Annotated in this window: 21 protein-coding genes; 5 read left to right on the top strand and 16 right to left on the bottom strand. The window is 65.8% G+C overall.

All coding sequences use genetic code 11. The annotated features are described in order from the left end of the window. Window positions 1-103: 103 nt before the first annotated feature. From A6723_RS02845 to A6723_RS02825, 5 genes are read right to left on the bottom strand one after another with little or no spacing between them, the layout of a single operon-like run. On the bottom strand, window positions 104-670 hold the full coding sequence (locus A6723_RS02845) for a nucleotidyltransferase family protein (RefSeq protein WP_054906507.1): 567 nt from the start codon (window positions 668-670) through the stop codon (window positions 104-106). Continuing rightward, on the bottom strand, window positions 667-1,638 hold the full coding sequence (locus A6723_RS02840; protein WP_054906506.1) for an XdhC family protein: 972 nt from the start codon (window positions 1,636-1,638) through the stop codon (window positions 667-669). Before A6723_RS02840 ends, A6723_RS02845 begins: the two co-directional genes overlap by 4 nt. A 3-nt stretch (window positions 1,639-1,641) precedes the next feature. Beyond that, window positions 1,642-2,853 (bottom strand): cytochrome c, encoded by a 1,212-nt coding sequence (locus A6723_RS02835; RefSeq protein WP_054906505.1) that lies wholly within the window; start codon window positions 2,851-2,853, stop codon window positions 1,642-1,644. A 2-nt stretch (window positions 2,854-2,855) separates the two neighbouring features. Continuing rightward, window positions 2,856-3,395, bottom strand: a complete 540-nt coding sequence (locus A6723_RS02830; RefSeq protein WP_024764769.1) for a (2Fe-2S)-binding protein — start codon at window positions 3,393-3,395, stop codon at window positions 2,856-2,858. Continuing rightward, window positions 3,388-6,219 carry a xanthine dehydrogenase family protein molybdopterin-binding subunit gene (locus A6723_RS02825; RefSeq protein WP_054906504.1) on the bottom strand — a complete coding sequence of 944 codons (2,832 nt, stop codon included), beginning with the start codon at window positions 6,217-6,219 and terminating at the stop codon, window positions 3,388-3,390. The genes A6723_RS02830 and A6723_RS02825 overlap by 8 nt, the downstream gene beginning before the upstream one ends. A 331-nt stretch (window positions 6,220-6,550) precedes the next feature. Here A6723_RS02825 and A6723_RS02820 point away from each other — a divergent pair, with 331 nt between their 5' ends. Beyond that, window positions 6,551-7,762 (top strand): MFS transporter, encoded by a 1,212-nt coding sequence (locus A6723_RS02820; RefSeq protein ID WP_054906503.1) that lies wholly within the window; start codon window positions 6,551-6,553, stop codon window positions 7,760-7,762. A gap of 210 nt (window positions 7,763-7,972) precedes the next feature. Here A6723_RS02820 and A6723_RS02815 read toward each other — a convergent pair whose 3' ends face one another. Genes A6723_RS02815 through A6723_RS02805 form a run of 3 tightly spaced genes read right to left on the bottom strand, consistent with a single transcriptional unit; the run spans window position 7,973 to window position 10,583 of the window. Further along, a complete protein-coding gene (locus A6723_RS02815) occupies window positions 7,973-8,122 on the bottom strand; it encodes a DUF2474 domain-containing protein (RefSeq protein WP_037007166.1) in 150 nt (49 codons plus the stop codon). 11 nt (window positions 8,123-8,133) lie between these two features. Continuing rightward, a complete protein-coding gene (gene cydB / locus A6723_RS02810; protein ID WP_054906502.1) occupies window positions 8,134-9,141 on the bottom strand; it encodes a cytochrome d ubiquinol oxidase subunit II in 1,008 nt (335 codons plus the stop codon). Between the two features lie 2 nt (window positions 9,142-9,143). After that, window positions 9,144-10,583: a cytochrome ubiquinol oxidase subunit I gene (locus A6723_RS02805; protein ID WP_054906501.1), complete on the bottom strand. Its 1,440-nt coding sequence runs from the start codon at window positions 10,581-10,583 to the stop codon at window positions 9,144-9,146. Between the two features lie 474 nt (window positions 10,584-11,057). Between A6723_RS02805 and A6723_RS02800 the strand changes: the two genes are divergently transcribed. From A6723_RS02800 to A6723_RS02790, 3 genes are all read left to right on the top strand, one after another. Further along, a complete protein-coding gene (locus tag A6723_RS02800) occupies window positions 11,058-11,837 on the top strand; it encodes a MetQ/NlpA family ABC transporter substrate-binding protein (RefSeq protein WP_024764765.1) in 780 nt (259 codons plus the stop codon). A gap of 118 nt (window positions 11,838-11,955) precedes the next feature. Next, on the top strand, window positions 11,956-13,146 hold the full coding sequence (locus tag A6723_RS02795; RefSeq protein ID WP_054906500.1) for a PLP-dependent aspartate aminotransferase family protein: 1,191 nt from the start codon (window positions 11,956-11,958) through the stop codon (window positions 13,144-13,146). A gap of 19 nt (window positions 13,147-13,165) precedes the next feature. After that, window positions 13,166-14,125 carry a sigma 54-interacting transcriptional regulator gene (locus A6723_RS02790; protein ID WP_054906499.1) on the top strand — a complete coding sequence of 320 codons (960 nt, stop codon included), beginning with the start codon at window positions 13,166-13,168 and terminating at the stop codon, window positions 14,123-14,125. A gap of 58 nt (window positions 14,126-14,183) precedes the next feature. On the opposite strand, the gene A6723_RS02785 is transcribed toward A6723_RS02790, so the two are convergent. Next, window positions 14,184-14,519 carry a hypothetical protein gene (locus A6723_RS02785; RefSeq protein WP_024764762.1) on the bottom strand — a complete coding sequence of 112 codons (336 nt, stop codon included), beginning with the start codon at window positions 14,517-14,519 and terminating at the stop codon, window positions 14,184-14,186. Between the two features lie 769 nt (window positions 14,520-15,288). Here A6723_RS02785 and betT point away from each other — a divergent pair. Beyond that, a complete protein-coding gene (gene betT, locus A6723_RS02780) occupies window positions 15,289-17,247 on the top strand; it encodes a choline BCCT transporter BetT (RefSeq protein ID WP_139092886.1) in 1,959 nt (652 codons plus the stop codon). A 275-nt stretch (window positions 17,248-17,522) separates the two neighbouring features. Here the strand turns inward: betT and A6723_RS02775 are convergent, their stop codons facing one another. From A6723_RS02775 to A6723_RS02745, 7 genes are all read right to left on the bottom strand, one after another. Next, window positions 17,523-19,562, bottom strand: coding sequence for an OPT family oligopeptide transporter (locus A6723_RS02775; RefSeq protein WP_054906497.1), 2,040 nt, complete (start codon window positions 19,560-19,562; stop codon window positions 17,523-17,525). Between the two features lie 257 nt (window positions 19,563-19,819). Beyond that, window positions 19,820-20,656, bottom strand: coding sequence for a taurine dioxygenase (tauD, locus tag A6723_RS02770; RefSeq protein WP_054906496.1), 837 nt, complete (start codon window positions 20,654-20,656; stop codon window positions 19,820-19,822). 85 nt (window positions 20,657-20,741) lie between these two features. After that, entirely contained in the window at window positions 20,742-21,560 is an 819-nt protein-coding gene (locus A6723_RS02765; RefSeq protein WP_054906495.1) for an ABC transporter permease subunit, read from the bottom strand. Beyond that, window positions 21,550-22,341: a taurine ABC transporter ATP-binding protein gene (locus tag A6723_RS02760; protein ID WP_054906494.1), complete on the bottom strand. Its 792-nt coding sequence runs from the start codon at window positions 22,339-22,341 to the stop codon at window positions 21,550-21,552. The genes A6723_RS02765 and A6723_RS02760 overlap by 11 nt, the downstream gene beginning before the upstream one ends. A 131-nt stretch (window positions 22,342-22,472) precedes the next feature. Then, on the bottom strand, window positions 22,473-23,483 hold the full coding sequence (gene tauA, locus A6723_RS02755; RefSeq protein ID WP_024764758.1) for a taurine ABC transporter substrate-binding protein: 1,011 nt from the start codon (window positions 23,481-23,483) through the stop codon (window positions 22,473-22,475). A gap of 80 nt (window positions 23,484-23,563) precedes the next feature. Next, window positions 23,564-24,535 (bottom strand): aliphatic sulfonate ABC transporter substrate-binding protein, encoded by a 972-nt coding sequence (locus tag A6723_RS02750; RefSeq protein WP_054906493.1) that lies wholly within the window; start codon window positions 24,533-24,535, stop codon window positions 23,564-23,566. A 174-nt stretch (window positions 24,536-24,709) separates the two neighbouring features. Further along, a complete protein-coding gene (locus A6723_RS02745; RefSeq protein ID WP_139092878.1) occupies window positions 24,710-25,606 on the bottom strand; it encodes an acyl-CoA dehydrogenase in 897 nt (298 codons plus the stop codon). Window positions 25,607-25,630: the final 24 nt, after the last annotated feature.

The following is a 25,630-nucleotide window of genomic DNA, read 5'->3' as shown; positions in this document are numbered from 1 at the left end:
TGTAGCACCGTAGGGCGGATAACGCTGGCGCGTTATTCGCCCTACGACACTGGAGTTCTCCTGTAGGAATGAGGGGGACGCCCAGTCCTTGCTCGCGAACCTGTCAGGAGCGCAGGGCTTCCGGGGTGTCCACGTCTTGCAACACACCCGCGTCTTTCACTTCAACGACGACGCAACTGGCACGATGCGCCTGCACCACCGCGCGGGCGCCTTCATCGCCAGTGAGCTGCGCCAGTTCCGGCCAGAAGTCACGACCGAACAGCACGGGGTGGCCACGCTGGCCATCGTGAAGCGGAAAGAGAATGGTCGAGGCACCGGCCGCATCGGCCAGCGCACGCAGGGTTTCCGCTGCGATCCACGGCATGTCGCCAAGCAGAATGGCCACGGCCCGAGCGTCGGAATCCTGCAATGAGGCTGCACCCGCGGCGAGGCTGTGCCCCATGCCAAGCGCTGCGTCCGGGCTGTGGATAACGCGGCAGCCAACCGGCAGACCGAAGGAATCCGCCTGCTCACCAGCACGCAGCACCACCCGCACGTCATCGAACACGGCCTGGGCGCGCTCGACGCTATGCGCGAGCAGGCTGCGCCCATCCGGAAGAACTGCGCGGCGCTTGTCCGCGCCGAAACGCGAGCCCTGGCCGGCGGCCAGGATCAGCGCGACGGCTGTCACAGCGCCTCGCGGGCGACACCGCTGCGCGTGCGCAGGATGTCGGCAAGCACCGCCAGGGCAATTTCCGCCGGGGTCTTGCTGCCCAGGTTGAGGCCGATGGGCGCGTGCACGCGCGCCAGCTCCGTCTCGTTCAGGCCACCGATGCGGTGCAGGCGTTCGCGGCGCTTGTCGGAAGTGGTGCGCGAACCCATGACGCCAATGTAGAACGCTTCGGTGCGCACGGCTTCGAGCATCGCCAGGTCGTCGATCTTCGGGTCGTGGGTCAGCGCCACCACGGCGGTGTCCGCATGGCAGCCGCCGTTTGCGATGAAGATCGACGGCAGCTCGCGGCGGATTTCGATGCCGTCCAGCACCACGCCATCCAGCGCCTCTTCGCGGGGATCACAGAGGATCACTTCGAAGCCCAGGCCCTTGCCGAACTCCGCGCAGAAGTGCGCGACGCTGGAATAGCCGGCCAGCAGCAGACGCTGTGCCGCGCCGACGCGCAGGCGAACGCTGGCTTCATCCCGCTCCACGCGCGGGCCGTGCTCATGGTCGTCACTCAGACGGCGGCTGCCGTCCTGCAGGTTCACTTCACGCAGCAGGCGGCGCTGGCCGAGCAGCGCCGACTCCAGCTCGCGCAGGTGGGCCTGCACGTCGCAATCGGGCGCGAGGTTTTCCACCAGGACGTCGAGGATGCCGCCGCAGGGCAGGCGGATGTTCGTGCGGGTATCGGTGCCGTCGCCATAGCGCACGACGACTACCGGCTCGCTGAACTCGCCTTCGGCAACGCGTTCGAGAAAGTCATCCTCGACGCAGCCGCCGGACAGCGAACCCACCCACTGGCCGCTGGCGTTGACCGCCAGCAGCGAGCCCGGCGCGCGGGGCGCCGAGCCGTAGGTGAAGAGCACGCTGCACAGCCACACACGCTGACCGGCGTTGGACCACTGGAGCGCCTGCCGGACTACTTGCAGATCGAGATGCTGCACGACTCACTCCGCTTTGAGTTGAGCGACCTGTTGTACGCCCATGTCGCCCGGCAGGCCACCCCAGGCCTGGCGCAGGTAGTTGATCAGGTCCGTGAGTTGCTCGTCACTGAGCTTGTCGGCAAAGCCCGGCATCGGCTGCATGCGCTCGAAACCGGTGAACTGCTGCTCGCGGATGCCTTCGACGATGACCTTGGCCAGGTTGCGCGAATCGGCCAGGCGCAGGGTGGTGTTGCCCTGCATGGCCACGGCGATGTGCGGCTTGCCCTCGCCATCATTGCCGTGGCAGCCGGCGCAGACGTTGAGGTACTGCTGGCGGCCACGCTTGGCGCTGTCGCTGAGCTGGTCCTCGGCCACCGCCTTGACCACCTTGGCCTGCGGCGGCTGTTCGCCGAGCAGGTAGGTCGACATGGCGGCGAGGTCCTCGTCACCCAGGTGCTGGGTGCTCAGGTGCATCACCGGGAACATCTCGTTGAACATGCTGCCCTGCGGGCTCATGCCGTGCTTGAGGAAACCGGTCAGGTCGGCGCTGGTCCAGCCGCGCTCGGCCAGGTCCTGGGCCAGCAGGCTCGGGGCGCTGTAGCCGTTGAGCAGGCCGCCGGTCAGGCGCTTGTCCTGCTCCAGGGCGCCGATCTGGTTGCGCGGGGTGTGGCACTCGCCGCAGTGGCCGAGCACTTCCACCAGGTACTGGCCGCGCTTGTAGGGCTCGCTCTTGCCCTCGGTGTTTTCCAGCTGGACGCTCTTGCCGTAGAGCATGTTCCAGCCACTCAGGCCCATCCGTACGTTGAACGGGAAGCTCAGGCTGGTTTCCGGCGCGGCACGGTGCACCGGCGTCTGGCTCATCAGGTAGGCGTAGAGGGCATCGCTGTCCTCGCGCTTGATGAGGTGGTACGAGGTGTAGGGCATGGCCGGATAGAGGTTGGCGCCGTCCTTGCGCTTGCCCTCGGTGAGGGCGGCGAAGAACTCGTCGGCGCTGTAGTTGCCGATGCCGAAGTCCTTGTCCGGGGTGATGTTGCTGCCGTAGATGGTGCCGAACGGCGAGTGGATCGGCAGGCCGCCGGCGAACGGCGCGCCGCCCTCGGCGGTGTGGCAGGCCATGCAGTCGGCAGCGCGGGAGACGTACTCGCCACGCTTGATCAGCTCCTGGTCAGCGGCTTGTGCGCTGAGCGCCAGGCCGAGGCCGACAGCCAGCGCGAGGCCGGAAAGAATGCGCTGCATGCTCAACCCTCCTTGACCAGGCCGAGATCGGTCAGCACTTCGCGGGTGGCGTCGTAGTAACGCACGTACCCGGTGCAGCGACAGATGTGGTGGCCGAGGCTCGCCTCGATGGTCGATTCCAGTTCGCTCTTCTTCAACGGCTGGCGCTGGGCCTTTTCCACCAGCACGGTGGCGGCGTTGACGAAGCCCGGTGCGCAGTAGCTGCACTGGAAGGCGAAGCGGTCGACGAACTTCTGCTGGATCGGGTTCAGTTCCTTCACCGAACCGTCTTCCTCGCGCTTGGCGTGGCCCTCGATGGTGCGCACCTTCTTGCCTTCGAAGTAGTGCGCGCCGGTGATGCAGGTGCGCACTTCCTCACTGGTGCCGTCGGGGTTGTCGACGATCACCACGCAGGCATGGCAGATGCCCTGGCCGCAGCCCAGGCGCGAACCGGTGAGGTTCTGGTATTCGTGCAGGTAGTCGATCATCGGCAGGTCCTCGGGAACCTCGACCGGACCGACGGTTTGACCATTCAAGGTCAGGTTGAGCGGACGGTTAGCCATTGAGGGCCTCCTTGATGCGAGCGGGGGTGATGGGCAGGTCGCGGACGCGCTTGCCGATGGCATGGGCCACGGCGTTGCTGATGGCGCCGACCACCGGGATCATCACCACTTCGGCGATGCCCTTGGACGGGTCGCTGGGCGAGAGCGGCGGAAGGATTTCCGAGCTCTGCTGCCAGACGGCCACGTCCTTCGCCTTCGGGAGACGGTAGCGGTTGAAATTCCAGTCGCCCTCGCCCGGGCCACCCTCGTACAGCGGCATGTCTTCCAGCAATGCGTGGCCGATGCCCATCGCGGTGCCGCCTTCGATCTGGCCTTTCACCAGTTCAGGCACCAGCACGCGGCCACACTCGATCCAGCTGTGGTGGTTGAGCACACTGACTTCGCCGTTGCCCTTGTTCACCTTCAGCTCGACGATGGTCGCCACCGGGCTGTAGTAGGTCACGGCGGCGTTGTTCAGCTGCACCGGCGGATAGGCCACGTTCTGGCGATCCAGCAGGTGGAAGCCGGCGCTGTTCATTTGCGCCTTCTTCACACCCGGCGCGCCGTCGCCATATTTCACGGCCAGGGCGTCCAGCGGCAGGCGGTCGCGCACGCCGTCGATGACGTAGTCGCACTCCGCCCAGCTCCAGCGGTTGAAGCCGTGGACGGTGGCGCCGGTGACCAGGCCCTTCTCGTGAGCGACCTGCGCCAGCTCGGCGAACGACAGCGGCTGCAGGCCGTTGGCGGTGAGCTTGCCGTCGACCCAGTGGGCGTCCTCGCGGCGCACCACCAGCGGATTGGCAGCGCCGTTGAACGGGCCGCGACGCCAGATTTCCAGGGCCGCCGGCCACAGGCCGTGGTTGAACAGCACGCGCGCCGCTTCACGGGTGGCGTGGCTGAAGTAGTAGGCCGAGTTGGTCGCCGACGACGCCGAGGCGTATTTGCCGACCCAGCGCGGGTTGCGCAGCTTCTCGTCCTGGGTCGGCTGGCTCATGGTGTAGGGGTCTTCACCGCTGATCAGCTGCAGTTCCGGCCACTCGGTTTCGGCGGTCTTCATCTCGTCCGCCGGCTTGCCGAGGAAGTCGGCCACCACCAGCGCCTGGGAGGTCGACATGCCAGTGCCGATCTCGATGCCGATGTGGCGCATGTGCACCTTGCCGGTGGCATCGAACTCGATGCTCGCCATCGGCGCTTCCGAACCGGTGCCGAAGTCCTTCTGGCAGATGGCGAAGCCGACGCCGTACCAGTGGTCCGGGTCCTTGGCGTCCATCGACTGCTTGCGCGCGTCGCGGGTCTTCCACCACTCGTGGGCGGCGGCCTTGTCGAGGATTTCGTGCAGGCGCAGCGCACCGGCAGGGATCGCGCCCTGGGTGTTCTTCATGCCCGACTTCAGCGCGTTGACGCGGCGCAGTTCGATGGCATCGACGCCCAGGCGACCGGCGATCTCATCCACCATCATCTCGGTGGCGGCCATGCTCTGCAGGGTGCCGTAGCCACGCATGGACCCGGCCTCGACGGCGCGGGAATGGTAGGCGGTCACCTGCAGGTCGTTCTGCGGCATGTAGTAGATCGACTGCGCGGCGGTGGCGCCCACGGCGGCCACGGACGGGCTGTAGTTGATGCGGCCGCCGCCATCCACGCTCATCTCGGTGCGGAAGATCTTGAAGGTCATGTCCTTCTTGTCCACCGCGAGCTGGTAGCGGATGTCGAACGGGTGGCGCTTGATGCCGCTCTGGAACTGCTCGTAGCGGTCGTTGGCCAGGCGCACCGGTACACCGTTGCCGTACAGCGCAGCCAGGGCTGCGTAGTAGACAAAGATGTTGTGGTCCTTGGAGCCGTAACCCACGGTGTAGCCGGGGTGCATGTTCAGTTTGGCCAGGCCGAAGCGCGACGGGGCGATCATGTGCGCCGTCTCGTAGGCCGCTTCGAACGGGCACTGGGTGGCGACCACGAAATGCAGGGTCTTGCTCGCCGGGTCGTACCAGCCGTTGCCGTTGTCCGGCTCCATGGCGGCCGGCTCGATGGACGGGGTCTTGTAGCGTTCGTCGAAGACCAGCCAGTTCTCCGGCGGGTTTTCGATCTGGTCCTTGATCTTCTGCGCGTAGAACAGGCCCTGCTCGGTGAGGTCACCGTGCTGGTTGGGCTGCTGGTTCCACACTGGCTTGCGCTCGCGGATCATCGGGAAGAGGATCGAGTCCTTGAGGCTGGAAAACTCGTCCGGATCGGCCGAAGTCGCCCCGCCCACACGCACGTAGCGGAAGCTGCCGTAGGGGTCGCCCTGGTACAGCGGCGCCTGTGCACCGTAGCGGATCGCCTTGTCGTTGAACTTCATCTTCAGCTTGGCCTGACGGAAGCGCTCGAAGTCGTTCCAGATCAGGATCGCCACCGGGTGGCCGATGAACATCGGCACCTTGCCGCGCGGCAGCAGCGGGTCCGGGGCATGGGCCTCGGGGAAGACGATGCCGTCCTTGTCCAGGTCCTCGGCGGTGACGATGCGGTCCGGCTGCAGCTCGGCGCCCAGCCAGGCGAGGTCGATACCGTCGAAGATGCGGTCGGCCTTGATGGTCTTGAGCAGCATGGCGTGGCCCTGCTGCTGCGGCCAGCCGGGCATGTCCTTGGAGCGGATGTCGCGGGCGAACACCTTGTTGCCGCAGACTTTGGACAGCGCGTCGTTACGGAAGCGCGCCTTGCCGTCGTGGCCCATCCACTGCTGGGGCGAGACGGTGACGGAGTTTTCCATCAGGGCAGCGAAGGCCCGGCTGCCGAGCGGCGCCATGGTCACGCTGACACCGGCAATCAGCCCGCCTTGCAGGAAGGCGCGCCGGGAAATATCACGGTTGGACATGGTTCATCCTCTGGGCGGTGAAGGTCCGCCCATGTGGTTTTTTCTGTGCTGGAGAGAGTTCGGAGGCCGCGAATCGCGGGCGTCTCGGGGATGGCGCCGGAGGAAAGATCCTGCAGGAAAACCTGACTCTTCTGTCAACTTTAACGCACCTCAATAGTGCGAAGCAAAGTCAATCGGACAGCTTGTCGCGGAGATGAAAATTTTAGTCGACAGGTCGCGACTATTCGCCAATAGCAAAAAGCCTCGGCGACAAGCGGAAAAGTGTTACGTCGTGCTACGCTGCACGACCCTTGCTTAGCCTCCTAACGACCTCTCCAGAAAAGCCTCCAAGATGACCGCCGAAGCCACGTCCCTGCTGCGTCACCGTCCTTTTCTCGCCTTCTGGCTGGCCCGCGTCTGCACCGCCAGCGCCTTCCAGATGATCACCGTGGCCATCGGCTGGCATATCTACGAACTGACCCACAACGTGCTCGACCTGGGCCTGGTCGGGTTGGTGGAATTCACCCCGCGCGTGCTCTTCATGCTGCATACCGGTCACGTCGCCGACCGCTACGACCGCCGCCGCATCGCTTCGCTCTGCCAGGTCGGCCAGGGCTTGATCGCCGTGGCGCTGGTGGTGGGCGCCAGCACCGACAACGTGACCCGCGAGATGATCTTCGTGATGGCCTTCCTGCTGGGCACCGCGCGGGCCTTCGAGATGCCGACCACCCAGGCGCTGCTGCCGAACATCGTGCCCACGGCACTGTTCCCCCGTGCCGTCGCCGCGTCCGCCTCGGCCATGCAGGCGGCGACCATCGCCGCGCCGGCCTTCGGCGGCTTCCTCTATGCCTTCGGCGCGTTCTGGGTCTATACGCCGACCGCAATCCTTTACTTCATCGCCTGCACCCTGGTGCTGACCCTGCCCAAGCGCCAAGCGCCGGCGGCGCAGGGCAAGGCGACACTGGAATCGCTGCTGGCGGGCATCCGCTTCATCCGCAGCCGCCCGGACATCTTCGGCGCCATCTCGCTGGACCTGTTCGCCGTGCTGCTGGGCGGCGCCACCGCACTGCTGCCGGTGTTCGCCAAGGACATCCTGCTCACCGGCCCGTGGGGCCTGGGCCTGCTGCGCTCCGCCCCGGCGGTGGGGGCGCTGCTGATGTCGTTCTGGCTGGCGCGCTTCCCCATCGAGCGCAACGTCGGGCGGATCATGTTCGCTGCCGTGGGCGTGTTCGGGGTCACCACCATCGCCTTCGGCCTGTCGACGTCCTTCTGGTTCTCCCTGGCGGTGCTGGTAGTGCTGGGCGCGGCGGACATGATCAGCATGGTCATCCGCGGCGCCTTCGTGCAGCTGGAAACCCCGGACGAGATGCGCGGCCGGGTCAGCGCGGTGAACGGCCTGTTCATCGGCGCCTCGAACCAGCTGGGCGAGTTCGAATCCGGCGTCACCGCGCATTGGCTCGGCACGGTGCCAGCGGTGGTGCTGGGCGGTGTCGGTACGCTGATCGTCACCGGCGCATGGATGAAGCTGTTCCCCACGCTGGCCAAGCGCGACAAGCTGCACTGAGCCTGATGTTTCTGTAGGAGCGAGCTTGCTCGCGAGCCGGTTCACCGGTGGCTCCGGAATTGGCCGGTTCGCGAGCGAGGACTGTGGGTCTCCCTCGCTCCTACAAACAGCCCCGAATAACCGGCGAAAAAAATCCCCCGCTGGAAGCACCGGCGAGGGATGTGGGAACGGGCGCCGGGGGACGGCGCCCGGATGGGATCGATTGCGCGGCTAGTGCGGCGTGCCCAGCCCCGCCGCGCTCATGAACAGGCGCATCAGCCAGGCTGCGACGCCCAGGCCGGCGACGCTCAGCGCCCAGATCAGTACCAGCCAGCCGAGCCGCTTGCGCAGCGGCGCCTTCTCCTGCTCTTCATGGGTCATCACGCGCACCTCTAGTGGTAGCCGTCGCCGTGCTTCACCTTGCCGCGGAACACGTAGTAGCTCCACGCGGTGTAGACGAGGATGAAGGGAATGATGAACAGCGCGCCCACCAGCATGAAGCCCAGGCTCTGCGGCGGCGCCGCGGCATCCCAGATCGACATCGACGGCGGGATGATGTTCGGCCACAGGCTGATGCCCAGGCCGCTGTAGCCGAGGAAGATCAGCGCCAGGGTGAGCAGGAACGGCTTCACATGGTCATTGCGCGCCACCGAGCGCAGCAGGCTGTAGAAGGTCAGCAGCACCAGCAGCGGCACCGGCAGGAACCAGAACAGGTTCGGCAGGCTGAACCAGCGCTGGGCGATTTCCTCGTGGGCCAGCGGCGTCCACAGGCTGACGATGCCGATCACTGCCAGCAGCACCAACGCCAGGGGCTTCGCCAGGTCATGCATGCGCTGCTGCAGCGGGCCCTCGGTTTTCATGATCAGCCAGGTGCAGCCCAGCAGGGTGTATGCCACCACCAGGCCGAGGCCGCAGAACAGCGGGAACGGTGCCAGCCAGTCCAGCGCGCCGCCGGCGAAGGCGCGGTTTTCCACCGGGATGCCCTCGATGAAGGCCCCCAGCGCCACGCCCTGGAAGAAGGTTGCCACCAGCGAACCGACGATGAACGACTTGTCCCAGATGTGCCGTTTCGCCGGCCGGGCCTTGAAGCGGAACTCGAAGGCCACGCCGCGGAAGATCAGCCCCATCAGCATCAGGATCAGCGGCAGGTACAGCGCCGAGAGTACCGCCGAATAGGCCACCGGGAAGGCGCCGAACAACGCCGCGCCGCCCAATACCAGCCAGGTCTCGTTGCCGTCCCAGACCGGCGCCACGGTGTTCATCATGACGTCACGGTCGCCCTCGTCCTGGCAGAACGGATAGAGCATGCCGATCCCCAGGTCGAAGCCGTCCATCACCACATACATCATCACGCCGAAGATGATGATGATCGCCCAGATCAGCGGAAGGTCGATGCCCATGCTCAGTTCCTCCCTACCGGACTGTCGGTTTCATCGTCGTCGAGGCCCTCGGCGGTCGCCGACAGCGGCCGCGCCGGAGTGCGTTGCTGGCCAGCGCCACCCTGGCTGGTTTCGCGCCCTTCATGGGTGATCGGGCCCTTGCGCACCAGGCGCATCATGTAGCCGATGCCCACGCCGAACAGCGAGAAGTACACCACCACGAACATCACCAGGGTGATGCTCATCTGCGTCACGCTGTGGTTGGACACCGCATCACTGGTACGCATCAGCCCGTAGACCACCCACGGCTGGCGACCGATCTCGGTGGTGAACCAGCCGGCGAGGATCGCAATCAGGCCGGACGGCCCCATCCACAGCACCAGCTTGAGGAAGGCGCGACTCTCGAACAGCCGCTTGCGCCAGCGCAGGCAGGCGCTCCACAGGCCGACGAAGATCATCAGCATCCCCAGGCCGGCCATGATGCGGAACGACCAGAACACGATGGTGGAATTGGGCCGGTCGGCCTTCGGGAAGTCCTTCAGCGCCGGGATCGGCTCGGTCAGGCTGTGATTCAGGATCAGGCTGCCGAGTACCGGAATCTCGATCTTGAAGCGGGTTTCCTCACGCTCCATGTCCGGCCAGCCGAACAGGATCAACGGGGTCGGTTCGCCGCTGCTGTTATCCCAATGGCCTTCCATCGCGGCGATCTTCGCCGGCTGGTGCTTCAGCGTGTTGAGGCCGTGGGCGTCACCGACCATGGCCTGGATCGGCGCGACGATCAGTGCCATCCACATCGCCATCGAGAGCATCTTGCGGATCGCCGGGTTGTCGCGGCCACGCAGCAGGTGCCAGGCCGCCGAGGCGCCAACGAAGAAGGCGGTGGCAACGAACGAGGCGATCGCCATGTGCAGCAGGCGATAGGGGAAGGACGGGTTGAAGATGATCGCCACCCAGTCCACCGGCACCACCACGCCATTGACGATCTCGTGGCCCTGCGGGGTCTGCATCCAGCTGTTGGAAGCGAGGATCCAGAAGGTCGAGATCAGTGTGCCGATCGCCACCATCACCGTGGCGAAGAAGTGCAGGCCGGGGCCGACGCGGTGCCAGCCAAAGAGCATGACGCCGAGGAAGCCGGCCTCGAGGAAGAAGGCGGTCAGCACTTCGTAGGTCAGCAGCGGGCCGGTGACGCTCCCGGCAAACGCCGAGAAGGCGCTCCAGTTGGTGCCGAACTGATAGGCCATGACGAGGCCGGAGACCACGCCCATGCCGAAGTTGACGGCGAAGATCTTCGACCAGAAGTGATAGAGGTCGCGGTAGACCTCCTCATGGGTCTTCAGCCACAGGCCTTCGAGCACTGCCAGGTAGCTGGCGAGGCCGATGGTGATGGCAGGAAAGATGATGTGGAAAGACACGGTAAAGGCGAACTGGATCCGAGCCAGGTCGAGCGCCTCTAATCCGAACATGACAATTCCTCTTCAGGCTGACGCCCACCCCACGGAGGGTCGGCACCGTACCTTGCGCATGCGCAGGGCGTTCTTGCGTGATGTCTGTGTTGCTTGATGGATCTTTTTCGAGCCACCGATCTCCTGTCGGTTCGGGTTTCTTTCGCCGCTCAATCAGAATGGACCGCCATCCGCATTGACGCCGCTCAAGAAAACGACTCGATCTTACGCGTGCCTGCGGCGCAGCCTGGAGTGGTGGGTTGCCGCGCGACGGGGTGTCGCGCGACAGGATGTCTCATCCGATCAGCCTGTTCGATATGAACAAAATCGAATATGAAAATGAAAAATTAATATTTTATTGGAATAAAAAAGCCGGGTAACTTTCGCCTCAACCGCTGCCAAGTGAGCTGCGGAACTAGAATCCACCGCCCGTACGAAGGCCCCATCCCGGCCGGCCCGGACGCCAGCGGTCATCTGCCCCACAAGGACATCGCAATGAAAAAGCTGCTGCTTCTGACCGCCCTCGCCGCTGCCTTCACCACTTCCGCCTTCGCCAACGAGAAGCTGGTCGTTGCCGCCACGCCGATCCCCCACGCCGAGATCCTCGAGCTGATCAAGCCGACCCTGGCCAAGGAAGGCGTGGACCTGGAGATCAAGGTCTTCACCGACTACGTGCAGCCCAACGTGCAGGTCGCCGAGAAGCGCCTGGACGCCAACTACTTCCAGACCAAGCCGTACCTGGACAACTTCAACAAGGGCAAGGGCACCAACCTGGTCACCGTGACCGGCGTGCACGTTGAGCCCTTCGGCGGCTATTCGAAGAAGTACAAGTCCATCGACGAGCTGCCGGACGGCGCCACCGTCGCCATCCCCAACGAAGGCAGCAACAGCGGCCGTGCCCTGCTCCTGCTGCAGAAGGCCGGCGTGATCAAGCTCAAGGACCCGAGCAACGCCCTGGCCACCCCGCGAGACATCGCCGAGAACCCCAAGCACCTGAAGTTCAAGGAGCTGGAATCGGCCCTGCTGCCGCGCGTGCTGGACCAGGTCGACCTGGACCTGATCAACACCAACTACGCGCTGGAAGCCAAGCTCAACCCGGTGAAGGACGCGCTGATCCTCGAGGACCGCAACTCGCCCTACGTGAACTACCTGGTGGCGCGCCCGGACAACAAGGACAGCGATGCGCTGAAGAAGCTCTCCGCCGCCCTGACCAGCCCGGAAGTCAAAGCCTTCATCGAGAAGAAGTACAACGGCGCCGTGGTGCCCGCCTTCTGATCCGTCGCCCGGCCATCCGCCGGGCGCAACGACTCCCACGCTGGGCGCGCCCTTGGCGCACCCGCTTCAACGCCGGTGGGCAGGTTCCACCGGCGTTTTTCTTTCCCAAGGACTTGCCATGAGCGACCACGCCAAAGGCCCTTCCACCCGCGCCGTACACAGCGGCCACGACGCCGACCGGCGCATGGTCACCCGTGCCAAGAGCCAGCCGATCTACCAGAGCTCGGTGTTCGTCTACGACTCCCTGGAGCAGGTCGACGACTTTCTCGCCGGCAACCCCGACAACTACATGTACACGCGCATCGGCAACCCCAACCACAGCGCCGTGGAGGAATTGCTGCGCGATCTGGAAGGCGGCGAGGACGCGCTGTTCTCCGCCTCCGGCATGGCGGCCATTTCCGCCGCGCTGCTCGGCGTGCTCGGCGCCGGTGATCACCTGATCGCCAGCCGCGAGCTGTACGGCACCACCCAGAGCCTGATCGAGAAGGAGCTGACACGCTTCGGCATCGCGGCCACCCTGCTCGACCTCAACGACCTGGCCGCGGTGAAAGCGGCGATCACCCCGACCACGAAACTGATCTACACCGAGACCGCATCCAACCCGCTGGTGCGCGTGAGCAATGTCCCGGCGCTGGCCGATCTCGCCCACCGCCACGGCCTCAAGCTGCTGGTGGACAACACCTTCCTCTCGCCGGTGCTCTACCAGCCGCTGCACGATGGTGCCGACCTGGTGATCCACAGCACGACCAAGTACCTGAACGGCCACAGCGACGCCATGGGTGGCGCACTGGTCGGCGACGCACAATGGATCGCCGCGGCGCGGCGTTTCCAGATCAACGCCGGCGGCAGCGCCAGCCCCTTCGAGAGCTGGCTGAACTTCCGCGGCGCGAAGACCCTCGCACTGCGCATGCGCGCGCATTCGCAGAACGCCCAGGCACTGGCCGAGGCCCTCGAGGCGCACCCGCAGGTGGAGCGCGTCTACTATCCCGGCCTGCCCTCGCACCCGGACCACACACTGGCGCAACGCCTGTTCCGCAAAGGCCACTCAGGCATGCTCAGCTTCACCCTGAAGGGTGGCCTGGACCAGATCGACGCGCTGATCGGCGCGCTGCAACTGGCCGCCTTCGCCCCGTCGCTGGCCGGTGTCGCCAGCAGCATCACCCACCCCGGCAAGACCTCGCACCGTGCGCTGTCCGCCGAGGCCCTGACCGCGCTGGACATCCACGACGGCACCATCCGAGTCTCGGTGGGCATCGAGGACAGCGAGGACATCGTCAGTGACTTCCTGCAGGCGCTGGACGCGCTGTAAGAGCAGAAGGAGATTTTCCATGAACGCACCACACGCGCCGCTACCGCTGCTGACCTTCCCCGACGCCGACAAGAGCCCGCTGAGCATCCGCGCCAAGGCGCTGGTGTTCTTCGACCCGCGCTCTCATGAAGTGCGCGACGAGGTGGAGCGCCTGGCGCCGTTGCCGCAACCGGTGCTGATCCATGGCGAGACCGGCACCGGCAAGGAGCTGCTGGCCCGCCACATCCACCGCGCCAGCGAGCGCCCCGGCCTGTTCGTCGCCGTGAGTTGCAGCGCGCTGAGCCGCAACTACGCCGACGCCGAGCTGTTCGGCTACGCACCGGGCGCGCACAACGGCCCGGTAGGCAGCCGCGCCGGCTGGTTCGGCTCGGCCAACGGCGGCACCCTCTATCTGGACGAGATCGCCGACCTGCCGCTGTCGCTGCAACAGAAGCTGCTGCGCGTATTGCAGGAGCGTGAAGTGCTGCGCGTCGGCGCACGCGAGCCGGTACCGGTGGACGTGCGTCTGGTCGCCGCCACCAGCATCGATCTGGGGCAGGCGGTGAAGGCGGGGAAATTCCTCGAAGGGCTGCAGCAATACCTGCACGACGGCAACCTCACGCTGCCACCGCTGCGCGAGCGCATCGGCGATATCCAGCCGCTGGCCGAGTACTTCCTCGGCGTGCACGCACAACGCCTGGAACTGCCGGTGCCACAGATCGCCAGCGACACCCAGCGCGCGCTGGAAAGCTATTCGTGGCCGGGCAATATCCGTGAGCTGGAAAACGTCATCCACTTCGCCCTGCTGGTCAGCCCGGACGAAGAGATTCGCCCGGAGCACCTGAATTTTTCAGGGGGAGCGGCCGGGTCAGGCGGCATAGCGGGGACAGGCGGGAAAGCGGAAGTGAACCAAGCGGCGCTGGAGCGCCTGGTGCGCCAGCCCGGCGTCGAGGCGCAGTTGCGTGCGCTGCTGCAACGCCTGGAGCACGAGCGCAGCTGATACCGCGCTGTAGTCGCCAGCGCGACCCGAAGGGCCGCGCACGGGCGACAGGGCAGTCTTACTTGGTGGCGGTGTTGGAGTGCGCGACCACCGGAGTGCACGACGGGTTGGTCAGCTTGGCCGGATCGGTCAGCAGGCCCGGCATCATGCGCGAGGTGCAGTTGAACACGCGGCCTTTGGTGGTGGTGGCGACGTAGGAGAGTTCCTGGCCACCCAGGGCGTCCGGTTGGCCGGCCTTGACGTCGCTGACGACCAGCTCGTCCGATGAAGCCAGACCGATCATCTGGGCGGTGGCGGCCTGCAGCGGAACGATGGCCTGGTTGGTGGTCATGGTCTGGCAGCCAGCCAGCGAAGCGAAGAGTGCAGTAGCAAGGGCGATACGTTTGAAGTCCATCTCGAGATGCTCCCTGTTGGTGGTTTTTTGTCCTGCCGGGGGAGACTAACGGAATCAACAAGTCAATCGCCATAGCCGATTCACAAGTTTTTCACGAAAAACTGCACACTCGTTCAAGCTTCCGGAATTGAAGCCGCTCTATTTCGGCGATTGTGCTACGGGAGTACCTGTTTCTCGCCGCTGACAGCCGTTTATCGCGTCAAAGCCAGAGCCTGCGCTGAACCGTTTCACCTTTGGCGACGAATGGTCGCAGTGAAAGGCCGTGCCGACTTGCAGGTCGGCAGGAGGGAATCCTGAGCAGGAAGTCAAAATCAGGACTATTCACCACAAACACCGAACAAAGCAGCTCCATCGACCACATCAATACCGCTCATCAAGACCATTCACTTCTTTTTGTCACAATGTTCAGGGAAAATGGCTATCAGGCAGTCGGGACCCATTTTCCCCGGCGCCATTGGAGATCATCGTGACTTTCGCCGCTCTTGCTAACTTTTTCGCCGCCACCGCTTTCCTGACCGCGCCAGTCAAGGCCGATCCGGAGCGCCGTGAGATTCGTGAGGCCAAAAAGAACCGCCGCAAGTAAGCAGTACCCGCTCCGCTCGGCCCTTTTGACAGGGCCGGCGGCGGGACCATCGGTCCCGCCGATTGGCTTTCCAGAGCCTTCCCGTGTTTTCATTGAATGCTTGTTCAAGGAAAAATCCGAGGGACCCCGCCCGTTTTGTCCGCTGCACAATCGCCCCCGTCCGTAACACCCCCACCCTCCATGCGCATGAACCCACCGGTCTTCTACGGTGCGGCCGCGCTGATCCTTCTCTTCGCCCTGATCGTCATCAGCCAGCCCCAACGGGCCGGTGAATGGCTGCTCGCCGCACAGTCCTGGGCCGCCGATACCGTCGGCTGGTACTACCTGCTGGCGATGACGCTGTACCTGATCTTCGTGGTGGTCACCGCGCTTTCCGGCTACGGAAAGATCAAGCTCGGTGCCGACCACGACGAGCCGGAATTCAGCTACCTGTCCTGGGCCGGCATGCTCTTCGCCGCCGGCATCAGCATCACCCTGTTCTTCTTCTGCGTGTCCGAGCCGCTGACCCACTTCGCCCAACCGCCGCAAGGCGAAGCCGGCACGCCGGAAGCGGCGCGGCAGGCCATGCAGCTGCTGTTCCTGCACTGGGGCCTGCACGGCTGGGGCGTGTTCGCCCTGGTGGCGATGGCGCTGGCGTACTTCGCCTACCGGCACAACCTGCCGCTGGCGCTGCGCTCGGCGCTCTACCCGCTGATCGGCAAGCGCATCAACGGCCCCATCGGCTATACCGTGGACTGCTTCGGCATCATCGCCACGGTGTTCGGCCTGGGCGCGGACATGGGCTTCGGTGTGCTGCAACTCAACGCCGGGCTGGACTTCCTGTTCGGCATCGCCCACAGCCATCCGGTGCAGATGACCTTGATCGCGCTGATGATGGGTGCGGCGATCCTGGTCGCCGTCTCAGGCGTGGACAAGGGCATCCGCCTGCTCTCTGACATCAACATGCTGCTGGCCTGCGCGCTGCTGCTCTTCGTGCTGTTCGCCGGCCCCACTCAGCACCTGCTCAACACCCTGGTGCAGAACATCGGCGACTACCTCGGCAGCCTGCCGACCAAGAGCTTCGACCTCTATGCCTACGGCAAGGACGGCAGCGACTGGCTGGGTGGCTGGACGGTGTTCTACTGGGCCTGGTGGATCGCCTGGGCGCCCTTCGTCGGGCTGTTCATCGCGCGCATCTCGCGCGGGCGGACGATCCGCGAGTTCGTCTTCGGCGTGCTGTTCATCCCGCTGGGTTTCACCCTGGCGTGGATGTCGATCTTCGGCAACAGCGCGCTGGATCAGGTACTCAACCACGGCTTCAGCGAGCTTGGACGAGTCGCCATTTCCGATCCGTCCATGGCGCTGTACCAGATGCTGCAGAACTACCCCGCGAGCCGCGTGGTGATCGCGGTGACGGTGCTGGTCAGCTTCGTGTTCTTTGTTACCTCGGCGGATTCCGGCACCGTGGTGCTCTCCACACTCTCCGCCCACGGCGGCAGCGCCGACGACGATGGCCCGAAGTGGCTGCGGGTGTTCTGGGGCGTGGCCACCGCACTGGTCACCGGCGGCCTGCTGTTCGCCGGCAGCATCGATGCGCTGAAGTCCGCCGTGGTGCTGACCTCGCTGCCCTTCTCGCTGATCCTGCTGCTGATGATGTGGGGCCTGCACAAGGCGTTCTACCTCGAATCTCAGCGCCAGCGCGCGCGCACCCACTCCCTGGCGCCACCGCCCTCGGCCAAGCCCGGCGGCTGGAAGCGGCGCATCTCCCAGGCGGTGCACTTCCCCACGCGGGACGAGGTGTACCGCTTCATGGTCGATGTCGTCAGCCCGGCGATTGCCGAGGTGTCCCAGGTATTCCGCGAAAAGGGCCTGCAGGTGGAGTCCGACCTCGACCTGGGCAACCTGGAGCTGGTCCTGGAAATCGGCCACGGCGAGCAGCACACGTTCCTCTACCAGGTGTCGATGCGCGGCTACTTCACTCCGTCCTTCGCCCGCGCCGGCATGGGTGGCCTGCACCTGAAGAACCGCCGCTACTTCCGCGCCGAGGTGCACCTCTCCGAAGGCAGCCAGGACTACGACCTGATGGGCTACAGCAAGGAGCAGATCATCAACGACATGCTCGACCAGTACGAACGGCACCTGCAGTTCCTGCATCTGGTGCGCTAGGTTCGGACTTGCGCACCAGATGCAGGAGCGAGCCACCCTGCAAAGATCAAGAGCCCCTCACCCTAGCCCTCTCCCGCACGCGGGAGAGGGGACCGTTCGGTGCAGGATGAAGCTATGTCGTCAGCCGGCACGATCTGCCCCCTCTCCCTGAGGGAGAGGGTTGGGGTGAGGGGGAAAACACAGGCACGGATTTTTCCAGGAAAAGACAGTTGCTCCTACGAAAACCCCAATGAAAAAGGCGCCCGCAGGCGCCTTTTTCACGACATGGCGAAGGATCAGCCGCGGGTGCCGCTCAGCACTTTGCGGTAGAACAGCACGCAGATCGCCACGAAGACCACCAGGCCCAGCCACTGCGCGGTGTCCTCGAAACTCCCTCCGACCAGGGCCAGGGGCGCGGCAGAACCGGTGGCGCCGATGATGCCGGCCAGCAGGATACCCATCAGGCTCTCGCCGACGATCAGGCCCGAAGCCAGCAGCACGCCACGGCGCTTGGGCTCGTCGGAGTACTTCTCCACGTCCTTGCCGGCGGCTGCCGCGCGCTTGGCCAGCGCGGTTTCCAGCAGCCAGCCGATCACCGCGCCGACCACCAAAGTCATGCCGATGGTCGGCGGCAGATAGATGCCCAGGCCGACGGCGAGCACCGGCAGGCTGGCCTTGCCGGTACGGCGCAGCAGTATGTCCACCAGGATCAGCGCGATGCCCAGCGCCACGCCGATGAGGATCATGTTCCAGTTCAGCGCGTTGTGGAAAATCCCGCTGGCGATGGCGGTCATCAGCGTTGCCTGCGGTGCAGCCAGGGCGGCGTTCGGGTCCATGCCCTCGCGCGGCAGTGCGCCGGTGAAGCCATAGGCGTTGAACAGCAGCTCCAGCACCGGCGGGATCACCAGCGCGCCGACCAGGCAGCCGACGATCAGCGCCACCTGCTGGCGCCACGGCGTGGCGCCGACCAGATAACCGGTCTTCAGGTCCTGCAGGTTGTCGTTGGAAATCGCCGCGATGGCGATCACCACCGAGGTGGTGAACAGCGCCAGGGCAATGGCGAGCTTGCCGCCCTGCTGGTCGAGGAAGCCGGTCTCCAACGAACCGACGCCAAGGATCAGCAGAGACACCAGGATCACCGCGATGATGCCGATGCCGGAGATCGGGCTGCTCGACGAGCCGACCAGGCCCGCCATGTAGCCGCAGGCGGCGGCGATCAGGAAGCCGAAGAAGAAGGCGAAGATCACGCAGACCGCCACCAGGCCCCAGAAGCCGACACCCTTCAGGTCCGGCGCCGCGTCGCTGAGGAAGTAGGAGAAGACTACGAACAGCGCCACCAGCAGGAAGCCGGCGATGGCGACTATCCATTTCGCGGACAGGTCCTGCTCGGTGCGCAGGTCACTGACTTCGCCGCGGCCGCGCACGGCACTGAGCGACGACCAGACGCCCTGCACCATGGGTTTGAACAGCGTTGCCAGGGTCCACAGTGCGGCGATGCCGATGGTGCCGGCGCCGAGGAAGCGCACCTGGCTGCTCCACAGTTTGGTGGCCAGCTCCGGCAGAGTTTGCCCCGCCGCCAGCACGCTGTTCACCGAGAGCAGCGGCACCGCCACGCCCCAGGCGATGACCACACCGATCAGGATGGCAATGCCGGCGGTGATGCCCATCAGGTAGCCGGCCCCGACCAGCGCCAGGGAGAAGCCGGTGGACAGGCGGAACGCCGCCTGCCCGGCGGTGATCCAGAAGCTGAAGCCTTCGGCGAGCACCTTGAAGCCACTGCTGAACAGGCTGAAGGCCGCCGCGACCACGCCACCGGCAAGGATGTCGCGCAGGCCCGGGCCGCCGGCTTTCGCAGGCTTGCCGGCCTTCTCCTCTTCCTCGTCCTGGCTGCCGACACGGAGGATTTCCGCCGCCGCCACGCCCTCGGGGTATGGCAGGCTGCTCTGCACCACCATGACCCGGCGCAGCGGAATGGTGTAGAGCACGCCGAGGATGCCGCCGATGGAGCAGATGGCCGCCGTCTGCCAGAACGGGAAGCCGCTCCAGTAGCCGATCATCAAGAGGCCCGGAAGGATGAAGATGATCGAGGACAGGGTGCCGGCCGCCGAGGCCTGGGTCTGCACCATGTTGTTCTCGAGGATGTTGGAGCCGGAGAAGTAGCGCAGCACGGCCATGGAAATGACTGCCGCGGGAATCGACGAGGCGAAGGTCAGGCCGACCTTGAGGCCGAGGTAGACGTTGGAAGCGGTGAACACCACGGTGATCAGCGCGCCGAGGATCAGGCCGCGAACCGTCAGCTCGGCGAGGTTGGACTCGTCGGGAATCCGTTCTTGCATGTAGGCAGTCTCTTCATAAAGCGGAACTGCCAAAGCGTAGGACAGTGCGCCAGCCGCCGCGACCCAGAATGGCGACGAATGCGGTCTGCCGTGCGGCTTTGTTGCCTTATGTCACGGGGATGACGGTAATTTCCGAGTCGCCGCGCCGTCTGTAGGAGCGAGCTTGCTCGCGAACGGATTCCCGGATGACTCCGGAGTTATGCGGTTCGCGAGCAAGCTTGCCCCTACAAATCAAACCGCCAATCCGTGTGGCGAACTCAGAACGGTTTGTCTCCCAGAATCGTCGCACGGTGCATCACGCGCCGCTGCGGGCGGTAATCGTCCACCGCGTAGTGCTGGGTCACGCGGTTGTCCCAGAAGGCCACGTCGTTTTCCTTCCAGCGCCAGCGCACGGTGAACTCCGGACGCGCGAAGTGGGCGAACAGCAGGTCGAGGATCGCGCGGCTTTCCGCCGGCTCCAGCTCGTTGATGCGGGTGGTGAAGCCGTCGCTGACGAACAGCGCCTTGCGCCCGGTGACCGGGTGCGTGCGGATCACCGGATGGCTGCGCGGCGGGTTCTTCCTCCGCGCCTCTTCCAGGCGCGCGAGGTCCGCGTCGGTGGCACCGAAGCGCTCCTGGGGGAAGGACTTGCTGATGTCGTGGGTCGCGGTAAGGCCGTCGAGCAGTTGCTGGAGCGGTTTCGACAGCGCCTCGAACGCGGCGATGCCGCTGGCCCACAGGGTATCGCCACCGTAGGGCGGCAGCTGTTTGGCGGCGAGCACTGCGCCCAGGGCCGGGGTCTCCAGGAAGGTCACGTCGGTGTGCCAGATGGCGTTGTCGCGCACATCGGTGACGGCGGTATCGAGGACGATGACTTCGCGCTGCTCCGGCGAGCTGGGGTAGATCGGGTGGATGTGCAGGTCGCCGAAGCGCGCGGCGAAGTTCGCCTGCTGGCTCGGCGTCAGCGGCTGGTCGCGGAAGAACAGCACGTGGTGATCGAGCAGGGCCTGCTCGATCTGGCGCTGCGCCGCGTCGTCCAGCGGATCAGCCAGGCGCACGCCGGAAACGACGGCGCCCAGGGCCGGGCTGATGGGTTCGATGTTCAGGGTGGTCATGTTCGTGTTCTCTCGTGAGGTTCACGGGAAGAGGCGTTCTCTCCCCTGCCCTCGCCGGCTAGGCGAGGGTGTCGAATCGGTGGATTTATTCCCAGGAAGCAAAGCGCTTCTGCAGCCAGCGCAGCCCCAACTCGAAGCTCAGCGCGATGGCGGCGATCAGCAGGATGCCCAGCACCACCACGTCGGTGGCGAGGAACTGCGCGGCGGACTGCACCATGAAGCCCAGGCCGCGGTTGGCGGCGATCAGCTCGGCGGCGACCAGGGTCGACCAGCCCACGCCCAGGGCGATGCGCAGGCCGGTCAGGACTTCCGGCAGCGCGCTGGGGAGGATGACGTGACGCACCACCTGCAGGCGGCTCGCGCCCAGGCAGCGCACGGCCTGGATGCGCGACTTGTCCACGCGGCGCACGCCGGCAGCGGTGGCGATCAGCAGCGGCGCGAACAGGGCGAGGTAGATCAACAGCACCTTGGACAGCTCGCCGATACCGAACCAGATGACGATCAGCGGCAGGTACGCCAGCGGCGGTACCGGGCGATAGAACTCCACCAGCGGATCGAACGCCGCGCTGACCAGCGGATTGAGGCCCATCAGGATGCCCAGCGGAATCGCCGTCAGCACCGCAGCGCCCAGCGCCAGCAGCACACGCATCAGGCTGGTGCCGACGTGTTGCCACAGCGAGGCGTCGACGTAACCTTCGGCCAGCACGCGCTGGAAGGCCTCCACCAGCTGCTCCGGGGCCGGCAGGAACAGGGTGTCGACCCAGCCCAGGTGCGTGGCCAGCCACCAGAGCACGAAGACGCCGACGATGCTGCCGGCGGCGGCCCAGCGGCGGTAATCACCCGGTACGCTACGGGCTTTCGGCGCGGCGGCGGGGAGTTTGGCGGCGAGGGTTTCAGTGGGCATGCTCGGCCTCCGGTTCTTCGAGGAACTCATCGAGAAGCAGTTGGCGCAGTCGCGCGAATTCCGGGTCGGACTTGATGCTGCGCACCGGCTCGCCGGCGGCGTAGCGGCGGGCGAAGTCCAGCGACAGGCGCTTGACGATGCGCGCCGGCGGGCCGTCCATCACCACCAGGTCGGTGGCCAGGAACAGCGCTTCGTCGACGCTGTGGGTAATCAGGAACAGGCCCTTGCCGGTCTTGCGCCACAGGTCGAGTGTCAGCACCTGCATGCGTTCGCGGGTCAGCGCGTCGAGCGCGCCGAAGGGTTCGTCGAGCAGCAGGAAATCCGGTTCCACCGCCAGTGCGCGGGCGAGGCCCAGGCGCTGCCGCTGGCCGCCTGAAAGTTGCGCGATGCGGTAGTCCGCGTGCTCGCCCAGGCCCACCAGTTTCAGTACTTCGTGGGCACGGGCATTGCGCTCGGCAGCGCCCACGCCGCGAATGCGCAAGCCCAGGGCCACGTTGTCCAGGGCGTTGAGCCAGGGCATCAGGGCGTCATCCTGGAACACCACGCCGCGTTCGCCGCCAGGACCTTCGAGGGTCCGACCATCGATCTGCACGCGGCCGCTGTCCGGCGCCTGGAAGCCTGCCAGCACGTTGAGCAGGCTGGACTTGCCGCAGCCGGACGGGCCGAGCACCACCAGGGATTCGCCCTTGGCCAGGCTGAGAGTGAGGTCCTGCAACACGACGCGCTCGCGTCCGCGCTGCTGGAAAGTGAGGCTGACCGCCTCGGCCGTCAGACGGCTCATGTTCTGCCCTCCGTAGGGTGAGAAGGATTACGTAGCGCTTTTCTGTAGGAGCGAGCTTGCTCGCGAACCCAGGTCTGCTCCGAAGCTCGGGCGGGTTCGCGAGCAAGCTCGCTCCTACGAAGAGCAACTCGTCAGCGCTGCCCGACCTGCACGCTCTCCGCCTGGCGCACGTATTCCGCGCTGACGTAGGGCGAGTAGTCCTTGAGTACCGAAGGCACGCGCTTCTGCTCTTTCAGGAAGGCAGCGGTGCCAGCGATGTCCTTGGCGGTGCCACCACCCAGCAGTGCGGAAGACAGCTGCGCCTGGGATTCAGGGAAGGCCGAACCGGCCAGCAGCTCAGGCACATCCTTCGGATCGGCGCCGGTCAGCTTGGCGATCTTCTTCACCTGCTCGGAATCGGCGGTCCACTCGGCCTTGTGGGCGTTGTAGTCGGCGAAGGAGTCCAGGCTGACCTTGGCGAACTTGGCGATGACTTCCGGGTGCTTCTCGGCGAAGTCCTTGCGAGCGACCCAGACCTCGAAGGTCGGCGCGCCCCACTGGCCGACTTCGGCGGCGTCGGTCAGTACCTTGCCGGATTTCTTGATCTCGCCCAGGGCGGGCGACCAGACGAAGGCGCCATCGATGTCGCCACGGCGCCAGGCGGCGGCGATCTCGGTGGGGTTGAGGTTGACGATCTTCACTTTGCCGGGGTCGATGTTCCAGTGCTTGAGCGCACCCAGCAGGCTGTAGTGCGAGGTCGACACGAAGGGCGTGGCGATGGTCTTGCCGACCAGGTCCTCGGGCTTCTCGATCTTGCTGCCGTTGCGCACCACCAGGGCCTCGGCGGCGTTGATCTGCGCGGAGACGATGAAGGCGACGATCGGCAGGCCACGGGAAGTCGCGGCGGCCAGCGGGCTGGAGCCGAGGTTGCCCAGTTGCACGTCGCCCGAGGCAATGGCGGCGACCACTTCCGGGCCGCTGTTGAAGCGGCGCCAGTCGAGCTTCTCGCCGATGACTTTCTCGTAGGTACCGTCGGCCTGGGGCACCTTGGTCGGGTCGATGCCGGTCTGGTAGCCGAGGGTGATATCGGCCTGGGCGGCGCCAGCGACGCCGACCAGGGCAAGCGCGGCCAGCAGGCGACGCGGGGCACTGATGTGTTTCATGTGGAGCTCCTGGAAATGCGTACAAAGGCGGCCGGCCGGGCCGTGACGGGCCGCTCGGGAGAGCGGCGGGAAATAGCGGATCAGTTGCTCGCCACGTCCGGCTGCCAGACCGGCACCGCGCGGGCATCGACAGGCTTGGGCAGCAGGCCTTCGGCGTAGAAGGCGTCGGCAATGCGTTGCTGCTCGTCGAGGCCGTCCTTGCGCACCGGCTGCACGTCATAGCTGCGGCGGGCATTGGCCTGTTCGACGGTGGCGACATCGAGGTTGCCCCACAGCGGGCCGAGCACCTTGGCGGCGTCGGTGGGGTGTTCCTTCACCCAGCGGCCGGTCTTCTGCAGTTCGGCGAAGACCTGCTTGAGCACTTCCGGGTGAGCCTTGGCGTACTCGGTGGACGCCAGGTAGTAGCGCTGGTAGCTGGCCAGGCCCTTGCCATCGACCAGCACGCGGGCGTTCTGCTGACGCTGGGCGCTGGCTACGTACGGGTCCCAGGTCACCCACGCATCGACCTTGTGGTTCTCGAAGGCGGCGCGGCCATCGGCGGGAGTGAGGTACGCCGGCTGGATGTCAGAGAACTTCAGCCCGGCCTTCTGCAGGGCGGCGATCAGCAGGTAGTGGCTGCCGGCGGCCTTGGTCACGGCCACGCGCTTGCCTTTGAGATCGGCCAGGGAGTTGAGCGGCGAATCGTGCGGCACCAGGATCGACTGCGCGGTGGGCGACGGGGTTTCGCGGGCGAAATAGGTCAGCTGCGCGCCGGCGGCCTGGGCGAAGACGGGTACGGTATCGGCGACGTCGGCGGACAGGTCGACGTTGCCCACATTCAGCGACTCGAGCAGCGGCAGGCCGCTGGGGAACTCATGCCAGGTGACCTTGATGCCCTGCTTGCCCAGTTCGCGCTCCAGGTTGCCCTGGGCTTTCACCACGGTCAGCAGCGTGGAGGACTTCTGGAAGCCGATGCGCAGGGTCTGCTCGGCCTGGGCGGACAGGGCGCCGAACAGGGCGACCGACGCGCTGAGGCCAACGGCGAAACGGCGCAGGAAATGACTGCGGGACATGGATACGGCTCCTCGGGTACGGGTTGGCCGCCCGCAGAGCGAGGCGGACCACTGGACAGGTCAGGTGATGCTGGATGAGTCCGGTGGTCCGGTAGAGCGAAGATTACAGGTATAAAAAATCCAAAATAAATAATTTTTTGTTCTTAACTAATGCCGGACGGATTTACCCGCCGATCAGTGCGCAGCCCCCAGCAGCCGGGCCCTCAAGCCTTCCGCGCGGAGACTCGATTGCGCGGCCTCGCGAGCCACCGCCAGCGCCTGGATGGCCAGGTTGGAGAAATGGCTGCTGCGGCTGAAGCTCAGCCCGGCGCCAGCGGCGATGTCGTCGTCCAGTTGCGCGGCGGCCTGTTCGCTGAGCACCAGTCCCAGCCCGAGGAGCCGCAATAGATCAGAACTCTGCGCCAGTTCCAGCCGCTCTGCCGCATGCAGTGCAAGACCGAGGGCGACGTTGGCTTCCAGCAGCAGGGCCAGGCCATCGCACAGCGAACGCCGAGGCGTGATCGCCAGCCCCGGCGGCAGGAGGATGTCTTCCGGATGCAGACGCAGTTCGTTGCACTGCGCACCGCCGCGCAACACCAGGCCCGCACGGGCGCTGGGCAGCGCGGCGAGAAGGAAATCGCGGCCGGGTTCGTACCAGGCGCGCAGCACCAACCAGTCGGCGGCTTCGACGGTGAAGGCGTCCCACTCCGCGCCATTGACGCGGAAACCACCACGCACATGTTCGGCGGCCTGCAGCGACTGCCCATCCCCCAGCGCCCCCCACAGCGGCTCGCGCAACAGTGTCAGGTTGAGCAGGCGCTGCACCTGCTCGCGGCTGCCCAGCAGGCTGACCCGCGCCAGCTGCAGGTGGTGGACGGCGAACAGCCGGGCCAGCCCGCCGTCCCGCTCGCAGAGATCGCGCAGGGTTTGCAGGATGTCCTGCCAGGGACTGGCGCTACCGCCCAGTTGAGCCGGCAGGGACAGCCGCAACAGGCCGGACTCGCGCAGAGCGCGAGCCCAGGTTCCGGCCGTGCTGGGAACAGGCGGTGCGACCGGCCGGGTCGCAGCCAGCCGGAATGGAACAACGCTCATGGACACCTCTGGATAGACGCGAGG

The sequence above is a fragment of the Pseudomonas sp. AU11447 genome (assembly GCF_001672555.2).
Lineage (GTDB): Bacteria > Pseudomonadota > Gammaproteobacteria > Pseudomonadales > Pseudomonadaceae > Pseudomonas > Pseudomonas nitroreducens.
This window is presented reverse-complemented; position numbering and strand designations above follow the sequence as displayed.

Coding starts and splice junctions, on each gene's coding strand:
- cydB (WP_054906502.1), bottom strand. CDS start 9,141: ATGGGCATCGACCTTCCGCTGATCTGGGCGATCATCATCATCTTCGGC.
- tauD (WP_054906496.1), bottom strand. CDS start 20,656: ATGACCACCCTGAACATCGAACCCATCAGCCCGGCCCTGGGCGCCGTC.
- A6723_RS02800 (WP_024764765.1), top strand. CDS start 11,058: ATGAAAAAGCTGCTGCTTCTGACCGCCCTCGCCGCTGCCTTCACCACT.
- A6723_RS02775 (WP_054906497.1), bottom strand. CDS start 19,562: ATGCAAGAACGGATTCCCGACGAGTCCAACCTCGCCGAGCTGACGGTT.
- A6723_RS02745 (WP_139092878.1), bottom strand. CDS start 25,606: ATGAGCGTTGTTCCATTCCGGCTGGCTGCGACCCGGCCGGTCGCACCG.
- A6723_RS02815 (WP_037007166.1), bottom strand. CDS start 8,122: ATGACCCATGAAGAGCAGGAGAAGGCGCCGCTGCGCAAGCGGCTCGGC.
- A6723_RS02790 (WP_054906499.1), top strand. CDS start 13,166: ATGAACGCACCACACGCGCCGCTACCGCTGCTGACCTTCCCCGACGCC.
- betT (WP_139092886.1), top strand. CDS start 15,289: ATGAACCCACCGGTCTTCTACGGTGCGGCCGCGCTGATCCTTCTCTTC.
- A6723_RS02795 (WP_054906500.1), top strand. CDS start 11,956: ATGAGCGACCACGCCAAAGGCCCTTCCACCCGCGCCGTACACAGCGGC.
- A6723_RS02830 (WP_024764769.1), bottom strand. CDS start 3,395: ATGGCTAACCGTCCGCTCAACCTGACCTTGAATGGTCAAACCGTCGGT.
- A6723_RS02785 (WP_024764762.1), bottom strand. CDS start 14,519: ATGGACTTCAAACGTATCGCCCTTGCTACTGCACTCTTCGCTTCGCTG.
- A6723_RS02820 (WP_054906503.1), top strand. CDS start 6,551: ATGACCGCCGAAGCCACGTCCCTGCTGCGTCACCGTCCTTTTCTCGCC.
- A6723_RS02750 (WP_054906493.1), bottom strand. CDS start 24,535: ATGTCCCGCAGTCATTTCCTGCGCCGTTTCGCCGTTGGCCTCAGCGCG.
- A6723_RS02760 (WP_054906494.1), bottom strand. CDS start 22,341: ATGAGCCGTCTGACGGCCGAGGCGGTCAGCCTCACTTTCCAGCAGCGC.
- A6723_RS02765 (WP_054906495.1), bottom strand. CDS start 21,560: ATGCCCACTGAAACCCTCGCCGCCAAACTCCCCGCCGCCGCGCCGAAA.
- tauA (WP_024764758.1), bottom strand. CDS start 23,483: ATGAAACACATCAGTGCCCCGCGTCGCCTGCTGGCCGCGCTTGCCCTG.
- A6723_RS02825 (WP_054906504.1), bottom strand. CDS start 6,219: ATGTCCAACCGTGATATTTCCCGGCGCGCCTTCCTGCAAGGCGGGCTG.
- A6723_RS02835 (WP_054906505.1), bottom strand. CDS start 2,853: ATGCAGCGCATTCTTTCCGGCCTCGCGCTGGCTGTCGGCCTCGGCCTG.
- A6723_RS02805 (WP_054906501.1), bottom strand. CDS start 10,583: ATGTTCGGATTAGAGGCGCTCGACCTGGCTCGGATCCAGTTCGCCTTT.